Origin of the sequence: Vibrio sp. 10N.286.45.E10 (genome assembly GCF_002874195.2) — a bacterium.
GTDB lineage: Bacteria > Pseudomonadota > Gammaproteobacteria > Enterobacterales > Vibrionaceae > Vibrio > Vibrio crassostreae.
The window spans coordinates 2,253,694-2,268,410 of sequence record NZ_MCWD02000001.1 but is presented as its reverse complement, the minus strand read 5'-3'; the positions used below and the strand labels follow the sequence as shown (position 1 = coordinate 2,268,410).

Here is a 14,717-nt window from a genome sequence, read left to right as displayed (position 1 = left end):
ATGAATCAGTAAGCGGCCTTTTTATTTGGTTTAGTTTTAACGAATCACTCTTCTGCGTAACCGTGTTTGCCCAATGCCTTGCTGTCTAAGATAGCTTGTCCGTTTGCCATTGATAAACGATCTTCCGCGAACCACTTGCAGACCAGAGGATAAATGCAGTGTTCTTGAGTAAGCACTCGGCTTGCCAGCATGTCAGCATCATCATCTTCAAATACAGGAACCTTAGCTTGTAAGATTACAGGACCACCATCGAGCTCTTCGGTAACAAAGTGGACGCTGGTGCCATGCTCTTTGTCCTGAGCATCAATAGCACGCTGGTGGGTGTGCAGCCCCGGATACTTAGGTAACAGAGAAGGGTGGATATTGATCATTTTACCCGCGTAATGACGAACAAACTCTGAACTCAGAATGCGCATATAGCCAGCGAGTACAATCAGGTCGGGTTGGTAAGCATCGATCTGAACCATCAATTCATGATCAAATTCTTCACGCGAATTAAATTCTTTTGGATTCACCGAATGAGCGTCAACACCTGCTGACTTTGCTCTCTCTAGACCAAAAGCCTCTGCTTTGTTTGAGAAAACGGCCTTAACAGAGGCATCAATCGTGTGGCTCTCACAGGCATCCAAAATTGCCTGCAAGTTACTTCCGCTTCCTGAGACTAAAACGACGATGTTTTTCTTAGAGTGACTGTTATTCATAGAATGGCTGTTCTTCATAGAGTGGGTCATGCGATTGGTTAACTGGACTGTTTACAATGTACCTACATAAACTAAGGTTTTCTGCGGGCTAAATAGCAAAATGAGGACCATTAGGTCCTCATTGATTAACTAAGTAAGTGAGCGTATCACTTATTTGATTTCTACTTGCTCTTCGCCAGCTTCAGCGTTTGCGATCTCACCGATAACCCAAGCGTTTTCGCCTTCTGCTTTCAGTAGTTCAACAGCAGCGTCTGCTTGATCTTTAGGTAGAGCAACAACTAGGCCTACACCACAGTTGAAAGTGCGGTACATTTCAAATGTTTCCACGTTACCTTTCTCTTGTAGCCAGTTGAAGATAGCTGGCCATTCCCAGCTCTTGCCATCAATGACTGCTTTAGTGCCTTCAGGAAGTACGCGTGGGATATTTTCCCAGAAACCACCACCTGTGATGTGCGAGATAGCATGAATGTCATGCTCAGCAATCATCTTAAGTGCCGATTTGATGTAAATCTTAGTAGGTTCTAGTAGGTGCTCACCGATAGTGCGACCTTCTAGTTCTTCACTCTTATCAGCACCAGAAACTTCTAGAACTTTACGAATTAAAGAGTAACCGTTTGAGTGTGGACCACTTGAACCAACAGCGATAAGTGCGTCGCCTGCTGCTACTTTAGTGCCGTCAATGATGTCAGCTTTTTCTACAACACCAACACAGAAACCAGCTACGTCGTAGTCGTCGCCTTCGTACATGCCTGGCATTTCAGCCGTTTCACCACCGATTAGTGCACAACCAGCTTGAACACAACCTTCAGCGATACCAGAAACAACGTCTGCTGCTGTATCTACATCTAGCTTACCTGTTGCGTAGTAGTCTAGGAAGAATAGCGGCTCACCACCTTGAACGATTAGGTCGTTCACACACATTGCCACTAGGTCGATACCAATGGTGTCGTGTTTTTTCAGATCCAAAGCAAGGCGAAGTTTAGTACCAACACCATCAGTACCTGAAACAAGTACCGGCTCTTTGTATTTCGTTGGAAGTTCACATAGGGCGCCAAAGCCACCAATACCGCCCATTACTTCAGGGCGACGAGTGCGTTTAACAGCACCTTTAATACGGTCTACTAGTGCATTACCTGCGTCGATATCAACACCAGCGTCTTTGTAGCTTAGAGAAGAAGTATTACCACTCACGGGATAGTCCTCGAACTTAAGTTGGATGTGAAAACGGCGCTATTCTAACAGGGCTTGATTACCAAGAGCAAACGTTTGCGCGGTTTTTTTTATTAGAATAAAGATTCTGAAATAACCTTAGAGTTCGTGTATAATCTACAGGTTTGTTTAAATATTGCCGGAGTTGGAAATGAAAGTTGTTGAAGTGAAACACCCGCTAGTAAAACATAAAATTGGCCTGATGCGTGAAGGTGAGATTAGCACTAAGCGTTTTCGTGAGCTAGCGACAGAAGTGGGTAGCCTTCTAACATACGAAGCGACATCAGACTTTGAAACTGAGCGTGTGACGATTAACGGTTGGAACGGTCCAGTAGAAGTTGACCAAATTAAAGGTAAAAAAGTAACGGTAGTGCCAATCCTACGTGCTGGTCTAGGCATGATGGACGGCGTTCTTGAGCACATCCCAAGTGCACGTATCAGCGTTGTTGGTATTTACCGTGACGAAGAAACACTTGAGCCGGTACCATACTTCAACAAGCTTGCATCTAACATCGACGAGCGTATTGCTCTAGTGGTAGACCCAATGCTTGCGACAGGTGGTTCTATGATCGCGACTATCGACCTAATGAAAGAGAAAGGTTGTAAGCACTTTAAGATTCTTGTGCTTGTTGCTGCTCCTGAAGGTATCGCTGCTCTAGAAAAAGCGCACCCAGACGTTGAGCTTTACACCGCTGCAATCGATGAGAAGCTAAACGACAAGGGCTACATTGTTCCTGGTCTTGGCGATGCTGGTGATAAGATCTTCGGTACTAAGTAATTCGGTTTCAGCTTAAGTGACTCTAAACCGTTTCTTAACTCGCTGAATTAGCCGTATTAGTAAAAAGGGAGAGCATTCAATGCTCTCCCTTTTTTGATCTTGTTGGTTTGTGATTCTTTTGAATCTAGCCTTACCGATTCATTAATCGATTTGAGCTTTGTCTACCACAGTGTTGTCACCTAACTCTTCTGGAAGCACTAGGTTAAGTAGAATCGCCACGATACCGCACAAGCTTACGCCCTGTAGGCTGAAATCACCGATACCAAAGGCCATGCCGCCAATACCAAAGACTAAAGTAATGCCGACAATCACAAGGTTGCGTGATTTGTGTAGGTCAACTTTGTTTTGAATTAGAGTATTCAAACCTACGGTTGCGATAGAGCCAAACAGTAGAATCATGATGCCGCCCATTACAGGAACCGGAATCGTTTGAAGTAGTGCACCTAGCTTACCGACCAATGCAAGAACGATGGCTGTTACAGCAGCCCAAGTCATGATCACTGGGTTGAATGCTTTGGTCAGCATAACTGCACCTGTTACTTCACTGTACGTAGTGTTTGGTGGCGCGCCCAGCATTGAAGCGGCAATGGTTGCCACGCCGTCGCCAGTAATAGTGCGGTGTAAACCTGGTTTCTTAAGGTAGTCTTTGCCTGTTACATTAGAAATAGCAAGCATGTCGCCTACGTGCTCAACAGCAGGTGCAATCGCGACAAACACCATAAAGAAGATAGCGTTGATGTTGAACTCTGGCGCTGTGAAGTTTGGTAGTGCTAACCAAGACGCTTGCGCTACTGGTGTGAAGTCTACCGCGCCGTATACCAAGCTAGTGATGTAACCCGCAACAATACCACCGAAGATTGGCAGCAGCTTAAGGAAGCCTTTTGAGAACACACTGATGACAATCGTCACTAACAGTGAAATCGAAGAGATCCACAGTGCAGCGTCTGCATCAACAAGTTGAACCGCGCCGTCGCCTGTCTTACCTAGCGCCATGTTAACTGCAACAGGTGCAAGACCTAAACCAATAACCATAATTACTGGGCCAACAACGACTGGTGGGAGCAGTTTATGGATAAAGCCAACGCCACGAACTTTAATTAACGCGCCCATTAGTACATACACAACACCTGCCGCCATTAGGCCGCCCATGGTTGCACCGACACCCCAAGTTTGAATACCAAACATGATAGGCGCGATGAATGCAAAAGAAGATGCTAAGAAGATTGGCACTGAACGGCGTGTAATAAGTTGGAATAAAAGGGTACCAATACCTGCGCCAAAGAGTGCAACGTTGGGGTCAAGTCCTGTTAGTAGCGGCACGAGTACAAGCGCACCAAATGCTACAAACAGCATTTGCGCACCTTGCAGAGCATTTTTCATGTTATGTCCTTAAAATGGTCGTTATATGAAAAGCGAAAAATAAAATTCGCGGGATTCTATCACTTAGCAATCGATTGCCACACCAAATAGATCAAATTTATTTATCTTAATGATGTTTTATATCCATCTAAGCCCTAGAAATTCAGTTTATAAGTGAGCGATTTATCATGGCCAGGTGATATTTTGTGGTTATTAAACACAGTGGGCGCTATCGACCTTGCCCCTCAATCCATAGTTGCTTATCATCTAGGCACAAGATTTGAATATTAGGATCAGTATGCGCTACATAGCATTGTTGTTGATGGGACTATTAGCCTCTCCGAGTTATGCCTTAACTCAAGTAGATATTTTTAGTGCTGAAGTTGCGATTAACGCTGAAGACAAACAGCCAGAACAAGTGGCAAGAAATACAGGTATGGAGCAGGTATTGATACGTGCGACCGGCCAAACTGATGTCGCTTCGAATGAGACGATTCAAAAGGCGATGCGCAAGAGTTCGCAGTACATGTCTCAAATGAGTTTTGGTGAAAGCAATGACCAATCAACATTGCGTATGCGTTTTAACGGTGCTCAAATCCGTTCGCTATTGACTCAAGCACAGTTACCGTACTGGCCTGACACGCGTTCAAACATCCTTGTTTGGCTGGTAGAAGAGGACAACTACGACAAGAATATCGTCTGGGAACACTCTAACTCGCAGTTAGCAGCGGGCTTGCAAGCAAACGCAAAAGAGCGCGGTTTGCCTCTAACGCTGCCTGTGGGTGACTTTGACGATATTACGGGTATTGCAACTTCTGATTTGTGGGGCAGCTTTGTTACGCCAATCAGTAAAGCGAGTCAGCGTTACCCTGTTGATGCTGTATTGGTGATCAAGGCTCAATCTTCAGGTCTACGTTGGACTCTATACGATCAAAAGCCAAGTCAATTGACGAGCGCACCAACATCGCCTGTAAGTGGTTCTTTATCAGGTAACAGTGCCACGACTTCTAAGAAGTTAGTCGACCAAATCAGTAACTACTACGCAGGAAAAAGTGCTGTGACGGTAGCGAGTGAGTCATCAGAATCGATTTTAACGCAGTTTATTAGCCTGAATAATGCTCAAGACTTCTTTCAGTTGGAAAACGCACTTAAGCGTCTCAACTCGGTGGCAAGCCTAGATATTCTGAAGATTCAGAACAACGAAGTAACTTTCCGAATTCACTTATTGTCGACTCAACAAGAGTTTGAGCAAGAAGTTGCAAGTATTCGCCAAGTTGCGAAGGTTGAAGAATCTTACATTGAGCCTGAAGTGAGCCCTGAATTTGAAACTCAAGACAACACCATGTCTGTAGGCGATGATTCAACAGACGCTGCTGAAGTCGTTGGTGACGAAACTGACTCAGGCGTACAAGTGATTAATGGCGACGAGGTATCTGAGGATACTGAGCTAACGAACACGCCTGACGCAACGCTAGAGGAACCTAACACAGCTGATACTGCGCCTGTACATGCTAAGCCAAGCTTGGTCTACGAGTGGGTTCGCTCATAATTGTCTGCTGACATGACTGATTAAAATGAAACATTAAAAAGCCCTGCAAGAGCAATCCTGCAGGGCTTTTTGTTTATCTAGTGTCTGTGTTCAAGAGCAACGTATCAATATTATTGCTCGAATTTCGCTTTTTCTTTCTTTTCTACTTCCGAAAGGCGCTTCAACTTGATGCCTAACTCTTTAGCCCTAAAGCGAGTAAATAAGATATTGCCCGCGAAACCAAGAGTCGTCAGAAGCAGTTCTACAGCCGCTAACAAGCGTTCACCATCATCTACATACAAAATAGTTAATGCGTGTAGGAAATAGAGCATCAGGACGAAATTCGCCCAAGCGTGCGTATAAGGCTTACCGGCTAAAATGCCTGGTAATGGCAGTAACAGCGGTATTGCCCAAGCAATTGCCAGTGTTACATTACTGAGATGAGGATGCGGTGAAAGCGTCATCTGCCAAGCCACAACCCAACCTAACAGCAATAGGTTGCCTGCTAATGCGAGATAGCGGAATAGCTTAGTCTTAGGAGACATCGCCTTCTCTGACATGTACATCATTGAGAGATTCCTTTCTGATTCATAGCAATGCGCGCGAGGCGTTTACCTAGGTTCTGCGCCAACTCAATTTCTTCTTTGCTTAATGAAGCACTTTCGCCTGTGCTGCTTGCACCATAAGGCGTACCACCGGTTTGAGTGGTGTGCAGCGCAGGTTCTGAGTAGGGGATGCCCACGACTAACATGCCATGATGCAGCAGGGGCAACATCATGCTTTGTTGTGTCGTCTCTTGACCACCATGCAGTGATGAAGAAGAAGTGAATACACAAGCTGGCTTATCGATGAGATCGCCATTGATCCACAGTGACGTCGTGCTATCCCAAAAGTGCTTCATCGGCCCGGCCATGTTACCAAACCAAACCGGACTGCCTAGCGCTAAACCATCACAAGAGCGTAACTCTTGTAATGTTGCAATAGGGTCGGTTGGTTGATGACGCGCATCAGGCTGCTCTTCTACGGTATACACGTCGTTCACTGTTCTCAGCATAGCTTCACACTCAGGGATGGACTCCACCCCTCGTGCAATCTGTCTTGCTAAAGCTTGTGTGTTGCCGTGGCGACTATAATAAAGAACAAGAATGTTAATGCTCATATCGGATTACAGAATCTCTAATACTTGCTCTGGTGGACGACCAATCTTTGCTTTGTTGTTCGCAACAACCACAGGGCGCTCGAACAGTTTTGGATTTGTTGCCATTGCTGAGAAAAGATCTTCATCAGTTACTGATGCATCATCCAAGTTTGCTTCTTTGTAGTCCGCTTCTTTGGTACGCATCATGTCGCGAACATTGTCAAAACCCAGTTGAGTGAAAAGCACTTTTAGCTGCTCGACAGTTAAAGGCGTGTCTAGGTACTTGATAACTTCAGGTTGTACACCGTTTGTTTCAAGCAATTCGAGAGTTTGACGGCTCTTTGAGCAACGTGGATTATGATAAATCACGACAGACATGGTTCTTCCTCATTATTATTTTTGATTTAATTGTTTAGCTGAAGCCACCAGAGGCGACTTCTTTTTTGTGTAACGTTGAGCTTTCTTTTTATTCTTGCAACGAGCGGTTACCAGTAAATATATTATTGTAGCGACAAGAAGCGCTCTCGTTGAATCATTAGTTGATCAATTCGAGCGTCGTAGCGTGCTTGTTTTAGGCTGCCTAGTTCTGCGATTTGGCTCGCCTGCGTGTAGTACTGAATCGCTTTGTTCCAGTTGGCTTGTAGTGCCAAAATTTCTGCACGAGCAGCCAGTTCTTCGTCGCTATTACCAAGGCTCGTATTTACTTTTGAAAGTAGGTGCCAGCCATTGGTGTCATTCGGGTTATCGTGCGTGTAACGCTGCAATACGCGAACTGCTTCTTGTAGATTTTCATTTTCAATTAGTGCATTGGCGTAGTTGATGGTCAGAACTGGGTTGTTTGGCTGACGAACCAGTGCCGACTTAAGTTCTTTAATCGCAATCTCAGGCTGTTTCTTCTCGATGTGCAGATCGGAAATAGCATCTAGATAAAACAGGTTGGTCGGGTCGCTGTTAATCAGTTTGTTCAGAATTGGCTCTGCTTTGTCTAATTTTTTAGAATCTAGGTAAACCAGCGCTTGCCCATACTTTAACGATGGAACCAAGGCTTTAGGGGCTTTCTTCAGCTGACGCTCAAACCAATCAAGAGCAGCATCGTTATTAATGCCAGCATAGCGCGCAACAATGCGGGCTCTTGCAAGATGGTAGTCCAAAGACGGAGCTAGTTTCAGTGGCGGGTAACTACGAGCACGAGCACGTGAATCTGTAATTCGGTCTTCTGGTAATGGGTGAGTCAGTAGCATTGGAGGTGGTGTGCTCGCATAGCGGTATTCATCGGCTAAGCGGCCAAAGAAGCGTGGCATTGCATTCACATCAAAGCCAGCTTTCGCAAGCGTGTTGATACCAAAGCGGTCAGCTTCTTTTTCATTACTACGTGTGTAGTTGATCTGGCTTTGCATATTACCCGCTGTCGTTGCCGTTAGGGCTGCAATGCCCGCTTCAGGAGCTGCAATCGCCAGTAATACAGAAGCCGCAAGTGCAGCAATGGTTGCTGGAGAACGGCGAGCTTGATCTTCCATGCTACGTGCTAAGTGACGTTGGGTAACGTGCGCGATTTCGTGCGCTAATACTGAAGCCAATTCACTTTCAGATTGTGCATGCAGGAATAGACCTGAATGCAAAGCAACATAGCCACCAAAGAAAGCAAAGGCGTTGATGTTGCGGTCACGGATCATAAAGAACTGGAAAGGCGTCTTTACATCATTTGCGTTAGCGACCAGACGATGACCAAGCGTATCAATATATAAGTTTAAAACTGGGTCGTTTACGATAGGCTGGCTGCTTCTGATGATACGCATGTAGGCATCACCATAGATAAGCTCTTGGTCGATAGAGAGTGTGCCGCCAGCAGCGGTACCGATATCGGGTAGCTCCAAACTATTGGTATTCGCCAACGTTGGGGTGCTTAATGTAGCTGCGATGCATAAGCAAGCAATTGAGCGAGCGCGTTTAAACATATTAGTCAGTAATACTCCGTTTCTTCTGACAGTAAGACAAGTGCAATGCAAATTGGTTCTTTATCTGATTTAACCTTTGCCAAGTGCGTGCGCTATCATGAAGGAAGATGAATGAATGATGGCGCGTTTTCAAAAACAGATTACAATACGACCCTTATAATAAGCATCGAGCTCAAGAATGACACCTAATATTCTAGATTTACGCCAAGAGCGCTGTCCAATGGCACTATTATTAGCCAAGCGTCACAGTGTAAAGTTAGAAGTCGGGCAATCATTGTCAATTTATGTCTCTGATAACAGCTCGATGAAAGATATTGTTACTTTTTTGTCTAAGCAAGCCTATGACGTCATCACTGAGGTTTGCTCTAATTACTATCATCTCCTCGTCACTAAAAAGGAATTGCAGTCAGATGCTTGAAATGGTCAATCGTTGGTATAAACGACGTTTCTCTGATCCCCATGCTGTCAGTTTGGTTGCCATCATTCTATTCGGCTTTATTACCATATACTTCTTTGGTCACCTCATTGCGCCATTATTAGTGGCCATTGTGTTGGCTTACTTGCTTGAGTGGCCTGTTACCCAACTTCAAAGACTCGGTGTTCCAAGAACCCCTTCGGTGATGCTGGTTATCATGATGTTCTTTAGCGTGATGCTACTTGCGATCTTTGGCTTGGTACCAACCATTTGGGAACAAGTGGGTAACCTAATCAATGATATCCCAAGTATGTATGGCAGCTTACAAAACTTCATCGCGACTATTCCTGAACGCTACCCTGAACTTGCCAACTTGCAGATCGTTGAGTCCATTATGTCTAATGCCAAGAACAAAGCGTTAGGTTTTGGTGAAAGTGTTGTCAAAGGCTCACTTGCTTCTCTTGTGAGTTTAGCGACCTTGGCGGTTTACTTGATTCTCGTACCATTGCTTATCTTCTTCTTGTTAAAAGACAAAGAAGAAATGATCAGAATGGCCAGCGGTGTACTTCCTCGAAATCGTCGTTTAGCGACTAAAGTATGGGAAGAGATGAACCAGCAAATCTCTAACTACATCCGCGGTAAAGTGTTAGAAATTCTAATCGTAGGCGGCGTGAGTTACGTAACCTTCGCAATTCTGGATCTTCGTTATTCAGTATTATTGGCTGTAGCGGTTGGCTTCTCGGTACTGATTCCTTATATCGGTGCGGCAGCTGTGACCGTTCCTGTGGCGATTGTTGGTCTGTTCCAGTGGGGATTAGAGCCTCAGTTTTATTGGCTGCTTCTCGCTTACGGTATTATCCAAGCGTTAGATGGTAACGTACTGGTTCCGGTTCTTTTCTCTGAAGCGGTAAACCTGCACCCAGTCGCAATTATTGTTGCCGTGTTAGTGTTTGGTGGATTGTGGGGATTCTGGGGTGTGTTCTTTGCTATCCCGCTAGCAACGCTAGTTAAAGCGGTTTGGAATGCCTTACCGAGCCACGCATTAGACGATGACCCCGAACATCAAAATTAATTGATCTTGTTATAGAAAAAGGCCGAATATCCATGATGTTCGGCCTTTTTGCTCTTAGCTTAATTATTAGCTAAATGAGTGCTGCTCTTGGCTTAGTGAGTGGTGAATCTAAGTTATTAGCTCACTCAAATCGACCTTAAGCTTCTTGATTGAAGTAATCTAGAACCACTTCGTGGTGCGTCTTAGTCTTGAACTTGTTGAAGACGTGCTCAATCTGACCTTCTTCGTCAATTAGGAAGCTAATACGGTGCAGGCCGTCGTAGATTTTGCCCATGAATTTTTTCTCGCCCCAAACGCCAAACTGCTCAGCAACGCTGTGGTCTTCGTCAGACAGCAGTGTGAAGTTTAGAGATTTCTTCGCAACGAAGTTTGGTAGGCGTTTTACAGGGTCAACACTTACACCTAAAACAACCACATTTAGGTCATCAAGCTGTGCTTTGATATCACGCAGGCCTTCAGCTTGCACAATACAACCCGGAGTCATTGCTTTTGGGTAAAAGTAGAAAAGTACTTTTTTACCTTTGAAGTCACCAAGAGATACGATATTGCCATCTTGATCTGGAAGAGAAAAAGCAGGTGCTGGAACACCAGCCGTTAGCGTATTCATGACATTTCCTTTTTAAAGACTGTTTTTGATAAAGTTGAGCGAGCCTTGGACTGATAGGCTCTGACACAGCGAATTGAATTCTTCTTGTAGCTGCATCAAATTACATTCTGATTGCACAGAAGCGGTAATAGAGATATGGAATTGGTCGTTATCGAGCTGAACCTTGGACTTATTGATGGTCTGCGCGCTAAGCGAGTCGAGGCCGATATTGCGGTTTGCGAAGAACTGAGTGAATTGCTCGGTCAGGCCGAGTTTGTCGTCTGACTCAACGAAAACTTCCAGCGTGTAGGAGTTCTCAATAACATCATGAGGCGAGGTTCGCTTCATAATCGTAATCAAGTCGTGCTCTTGGCCAAGCAAGGGCAGGGTGGTTTCAACGCGGGTAATGTTATTTGCCTTTCCAGACAGTAGCATGATAAGCGTAAATTCTTCGCCAAACAGAGCGATACGGCTATCAATAATGTTACAGCCTGATTGGGTGACTAAATGAACCACTTGGTTGCATACACCTGGGCGATCAGTGCCCACAGCTGTGATTACTAGATGTTGAGTCATAAAATCACGTCTCTTTATATTCCATTGATTCATGCATGTTAGCACAGTTAGCTTGTGGAATAAGCGTGCGTAAGGGGCTTTTTATGAGCCACCTTGCTTCTAACATGTAACCAATGATAAGAATGTCAGGTGCGTTAAAAAACGAGATAGAGTGATGAGAGCACAGCTTACTTGTTACTGACATCCAGTTAGGTGCTATCCGCTAGATTGAGCGCAGGTTACCCAAATTCTAGGTAGAACGCTGTTAGAAGTCGTTTTACCTCAAACATACGACAATATTTAATGCAGATGTTGCCGGTAAGCCACTTTAATGTCTTGTGTTTATTGATTGGCTTACAGTAACATGCAAAAAGAATAAATTAAGGGAGATAGACATGTTTTCAGGAAGTATCGTTGCGCTAGTTACGCCATTTAACGCAGATGGCGAAGTGGATTTCGACAGCCTTAAAAAGTTGGTTGATCACCATGTTGCTGCAGGTAGTGATGGTCTGGTTGCGGTTGGCACAACAGGTGAGTCTTCAACACTCACAATTGAAGAGCATGTCAAAGTCGTCAACAAGATCGTTGAATTTGCTGATGGTCGTATTCCCGTTATCGCTGGTACAGGTGCAAATGCAACTCACGAATCTGTTCTATTCAGCCGTTTGTTGAATGGTTCTGGTATTGCAGGCTGTCTGAGCGTAACGCCTTACTACAACAAACCGACTCAAGAGGGTTTGTACCAACACTACAAAGCGATTGCTGAAGTCAGTGACGTTCCACAAATCCTATACAATGTTCCTGGTCGTACTGCTGTAGACTTGTTGCCAGAAACGGTTGCTCGCCTTGCTGAGATCGAAAACATCGTTGCACTTAAAGATGCGACGGGTGATCTCGACAGAATTGCAATTCACCGTGAACTTTGTGGCGAAGACTTTATCTTACTAAGTGGTGATGACTTAACAGGTCTAGAATTTGTTAAGCGTGGTGGCGATGGCGTGATCTCTGTAACGAATAATGTTGCAGCCGCTGATATGGCAACCATGTTCAAGCTAGCAAAAGAAGGTAAGTTTGAAGAAGCAGAAGCGATCAATGAGCGTTTGATGCCTCTACATAAGAATTTGTTCGTTGAATCTAACCCTATTCCCGTAAAATGGGCGGTTCATAAAATGGGTCTGATCGCTGAAGGTGGCTTACGTCTACCGCTGACTGAACTGTCAGAACCAGCTCAACCTGTTGTTGCTCAAGCAATGACTGAAGCGTGCATTTACTAAAACGTATGAAGTGATGCCGAAGCGAACTTTCGGCATTTAGGAGTATAAATGAAGTATTCTCACCAGCTAGTGATTGGGTCACTGGCTGTTTTCGTTCTTACAGCATGTTCTGGCAGCCCGACTCAACGTCGCCAAGCCAAAGATGATTTCGAATACTTAGAAACACCTGAGTTTTCACAATGGCAGTTGCCTGAAGATGCTCAGCCTCAGTTCTACCCAAATTTTGACATCCCAAGCGGTGAGTTCAGTGGTGGTACAGGTCGTGAAGTTGATATTCGCCCACCGCAACAGGTTCTTGAATTGATCCCGGGTGCTCGCGCTGAGCGTCAAAATGGTGAAGTGACACTATGGCTTCTTCGTGCTGAAGAGGCAGACAGAGTGTGGCAAACAGCAGTAGATATGCTAGCTCAACGTGGTATTGGTATTCGTGAGCAATCCGAGAATGAGATTGAGACTGATTGGGTAACTTGGGTTTCTGAAGATGAAGACGTAGAGCTTGGCAGCCGCTACTCTATCTCTCGTTTCCAAGCGAACAACCGTCATGGCTTTAAGATTAACCTTATTGATTGGCGTGAAGGTACTGAAGAGAAGCCAGTAACGGCAACCAATAAAGAGCGTTACAACGCGTTCTTAACTAACTTAGTGATGGCTAAGTACGATGAAAACCTTCGTGCTGAAGCAGCTTTGAAAGCACAAGAGTTGGTGAAGCGTATTCCGATCTCAATGGGTGCTGACCGTAGTGGTTTCCCTGTGATTATTGCTCGTACACCATACAATGTATTCTGGCAGCGTCTGCCAAACTTGTTGCCTGCTATGGGCTTTGAGCTTGAAGAGCGCAACCAGTCTCAAGGTACAGTGAAAGCTAAGTACGCCGCACCAGATGATGAGTTCTGGGAAGAAATTGGCCTACAGCCTATCGATTTAGCGCCAGGCACTTACAACTTCCTATTTGGTGACCTTGGTAACCGTACGTCGATTAACGTAACGGATGCATCAGGTAAGCCAGTAGAGGAAGAGCTGCTTAAGTCAATGGTTCCGGTACTAGCGCATATTGCTGACCAGACCAAAGATGACAAAGAAGCGAAAGCTGAGTAGTAGCACTTAAGCAATCACAGAGCTGGTTTCAATCAGCTCTGTGATTAGCTAAAGCCAATAAAAAAGAGGACACATTGTGTCCTCTTTTTTTTGTTCTTTGTTATCAGACTATTAGTTAATCAAGTGGATACCCAAAGTAAAAAGCTATGCGTCTTTGTTGTCTTTGGATTCTTCTTTTTCAGCTTTCTCTTGGTTAAGTTTATCCAAGCGATTGAGTTTATCTAAATCTCGCTCTGTTTTACCACGACCTGTCAGATCCATATTGGCAGTCTGTTTAAGAGCTGCGATGTTACCCACCACGACGCTAACCACGATGATGATGATAACCCAAGGGTTTGTAAGCCACTCCAACATAAGCGCTCCTAATGATTGATATTCGCTACGAAGCGTGCGTAGATCTCGTCTAGCTGCTCCATAATAATCTCATACCCTAATATTGGCTTAGATTGGAGTTGCTTGCCAAGTAAAGTGGGAGATAACTGTGATAAACACGACTCCGAAACGTTACGATGGCTAATATGCCAAGGTTCTATCGCCACACCACCCAGGTCTTGACTGTAAGGGAAGAAGAACCCAAATTGTTCAGCATGAACCGATAGCCATTGGTAAAACGCTTGCTGGTGGCCGGTAAGGTATTCCCATGGTTCTAATTGCAGCTGTGTGCTTTCAGGTAAGAGGTTACGAGCAAAGACATCGAAGTCACACCCCCAATGGTGACGACTCGCACCGGGAAGCGCAGACCATCTCAAGATAGCCGACAACTTTTGATGTTCAGTCAGTGTTGAAGCATCAAGTGGTTGGCTCTCTGAATCTAATATCAGAGCTTCGCCAGAAAACTTACGGTTCCAAATCAAAGATTGTCTTTCATAGTCGCGAAAGCCACTGGCAATCTCCATTTTAAAACCAGCGAGTTGAGCAGCTTCAATCAAATTGTTTAGGTCATTCTTAACCTCACTGTGAACCAAGAAGGTCTTGGTACCGATCAGGCTAGGTTCTAGATGAGAATCTGATTGTCCGGTAAGCTGCTCTGGTGTCATAACGAGTCTCTCAAT

At 44.9% G+C, this 14,717-nt stretch carries 17 protein-coding genes; 6 read left to right on the top strand and 11 right to left on the bottom strand.

From position 1 onward, the window contains the following. Nucleotides 1–44 precede the first annotated feature (44 nt). Together purN and purM are read right to left on the bottom strand one after the other, a co-directional pair. Nucleotides 45–731 (bottom strand): phosphoribosylglycinamide formyltransferase, encoded by a 687-nt coding sequence (gene purN, locus BCU34_RS09985; RefSeq protein WP_102479010.1) that lies wholly within the window; start codon nucleotides 729–731, stop codon nucleotides 45–47. Nucleotides 732–851: 120 nt separating this feature from the next. Next, on the bottom strand, nucleotides 852–1,892 hold the full coding sequence (gene purM / locus BCU34_RS09980) for a phosphoribosylformylglycinamidine cyclo-ligase (RefSeq protein ID WP_008222945.1): 1,041 nt from the start codon (nucleotides 1,890–1,892) through the stop codon (nucleotides 852–854). Nucleotides 1,893–2,061: 169 nt separating this feature from the next. Here purM and upp point away from each other — a divergent pair, with 169 nt between their 5' ends. Further along, nucleotides 2,062–2,688 carry a uracil phosphoribosyltransferase gene (gene upp, locus BCU34_RS09975; protein WP_017060716.1) on the top strand — a complete coding sequence of 209 codons (627 nt, stop codon included), beginning with the start codon at nucleotides 2,062–2,064 and terminating at the stop codon, nucleotides 2,686–2,688. Nucleotides 2,689–2,829: 141 nt separating this feature from the next. Here upp and BCU34_RS09970 read toward each other — a convergent pair whose 3' ends face one another. Then, complete coding sequence (locus BCU34_RS09970; protein WP_048661237.1) at nucleotides 2,830–4,068, bottom strand: uracil-xanthine permease family protein; 1,239 nt, start codon at nucleotides 4,066–4,068, stop codon at nucleotides 2,830–2,832. Between the two features lie 277 nt (nucleotides 4,069–4,345). Between BCU34_RS09970 and BCU34_RS09965 the strand changes: the two genes are divergently transcribed. Continuing rightward, nucleotides 4,346–5,596, top strand: coding sequence for a DUF2066 domain-containing protein (locus BCU34_RS09965; protein ID WP_102479009.1), 1,251 nt, complete (start codon nucleotides 4,346–4,348; stop codon nucleotides 5,594–5,596). A 110-nt stretch (nucleotides 5,597–5,706) separates the two neighbouring features. On the opposite strand, the gene BCU34_RS09960 is transcribed toward BCU34_RS09965, so the two are convergent. The 4 genes from BCU34_RS09960 to BCU34_RS09945 form a co-directional block, all read right to left on the bottom strand. Further along, a complete protein-coding gene (locus BCU34_RS09960) occupies nucleotides 5,707–6,144 on the bottom strand; it encodes a DUF2069 domain-containing protein (protein ID WP_048661239.1) in 438 nt (145 codons plus the stop codon). Further along, nucleotides 6,141–6,734 (bottom strand): NAD(P)H:quinone oxidoreductase, encoded by a 594-nt coding sequence (gene wrbA, locus BCU34_RS09955; RefSeq protein WP_102479008.1) that lies wholly within the window; start codon nucleotides 6,732–6,734, stop codon nucleotides 6,141–6,143. Before wrbA ends, BCU34_RS09960 begins: the two co-directional genes overlap by 4 nt. A 6-nt stretch (nucleotides 6,735–6,740) precedes the next feature. After that, the gene (gene arsC, locus BCU34_RS09950) at nucleotides 6,741–7,091 is read right to left on the bottom strand and encodes an arsenate reductase (glutaredoxin) (protein ID WP_102479007.1); all 351 of its coding nucleotides are present in this window, start codon (nucleotides 7,089–7,091) and stop codon (nucleotides 6,741–6,743) included. A 122-nt stretch (nucleotides 7,092–7,213) separates the two neighbouring features. Next, nucleotides 7,214–8,668 carry a tetratricopeptide repeat protein gene (locus BCU34_RS09945; protein ID WP_102479006.1) on the bottom strand — a complete coding sequence of 485 codons (1,455 nt, stop codon included), beginning with the start codon at nucleotides 8,666–8,668 and terminating at the stop codon, nucleotides 7,214–7,216. Nucleotides 8,669–8,846: 178 nt separating this feature from the next. On the opposite strand from BCU34_RS09945, the gene BCU34_RS09940 reads away from it, so the two are divergent. Next, nucleotides 8,847–9,086 (top strand): sulfurtransferase TusA family protein, encoded by a 240-nt coding sequence (locus BCU34_RS09940; protein WP_004734311.1) that lies wholly within the window; start codon nucleotides 8,847–8,849, stop codon nucleotides 9,084–9,086. Then, nucleotides 9,079–10,155 carry an AI-2E family transporter gene (locus BCU34_RS09935; protein WP_055319544.1) on the top strand — a complete coding sequence of 359 codons (1,077 nt, stop codon included), beginning with the start codon at nucleotides 9,079–9,081 and terminating at the stop codon, nucleotides 10,153–10,155. The genes BCU34_RS09940 and BCU34_RS09935 overlap by 8 nt, the downstream gene beginning before the upstream one ends. A 136-nt stretch (nucleotides 10,156–10,291) precedes the next feature. On the opposite strand, the gene bcp is transcribed toward BCU34_RS09935, so the two are convergent. Together bcp and BCU34_RS09925 are read right to left on the bottom strand one after the other, a co-directional pair. Continuing rightward, a complete protein-coding gene (gene bcp / locus BCU34_RS09930; protein ID WP_055319543.1) occupies nucleotides 10,292–10,762 on the bottom strand; it encodes a thioredoxin-dependent thiol peroxidase in 471 nt (156 codons plus the stop codon). Between the two features lie 12 nt (nucleotides 10,763–10,774). Beyond that, entirely contained in the window at nucleotides 10,775–11,317 is a 543-nt protein-coding gene (locus tag BCU34_RS09925) for a glycine cleavage system protein R (protein ID WP_102479005.1), read from the bottom strand. 374 nt (nucleotides 11,318–11,691) lie between these two features. On the opposite strand from BCU34_RS09925, the gene dapA reads away from it, so the two are divergent. Then, on the top strand, nucleotides 11,692–12,570 hold the full coding sequence (gene dapA / locus BCU34_RS09920; RefSeq protein ID WP_017632493.1) for a 4-hydroxy-tetrahydrodipicolinate synthase: 879 nt from the start codon (nucleotides 11,692–11,694) through the stop codon (nucleotides 12,568–12,570). A gap of 48 nt (nucleotides 12,571–12,618) precedes the next feature. After that, complete coding sequence (bamC, locus tag BCU34_RS09915; RefSeq protein WP_102432037.1) at nucleotides 12,619–13,665, top strand: outer membrane protein assembly factor BamC; 1,047 nt, start codon at nucleotides 12,619–12,621, stop codon at nucleotides 13,663–13,665. A 144-nt stretch (nucleotides 13,666–13,809) separates the two neighbouring features. On the opposite strand, the gene BCU34_RS09910 is transcribed toward bamC, so the two are convergent. Together BCU34_RS09910 and BCU34_RS09905 are read right to left on the bottom strand one after the other, a co-directional pair. Then, nucleotides 13,810–14,019 (bottom strand): DUF2897 family protein, encoded by a 210-nt coding sequence (locus BCU34_RS09910; RefSeq protein WP_019821638.1) that lies wholly within the window; start codon nucleotides 14,017–14,019, stop codon nucleotides 13,810–13,812. Nucleotides 14,020–14,027: 8 nt separating this feature from the next. Continuing rightward, nucleotides 14,028–14,702, bottom strand: coding sequence for a M15 family metallopeptidase (locus BCU34_RS09905; RefSeq protein WP_102479004.1), 675 nt, complete (start codon nucleotides 14,700–14,702; stop codon nucleotides 14,028–14,030). Between the last annotated feature and the right edge of the window lie 15 nt (nucleotides 14,703–14,717).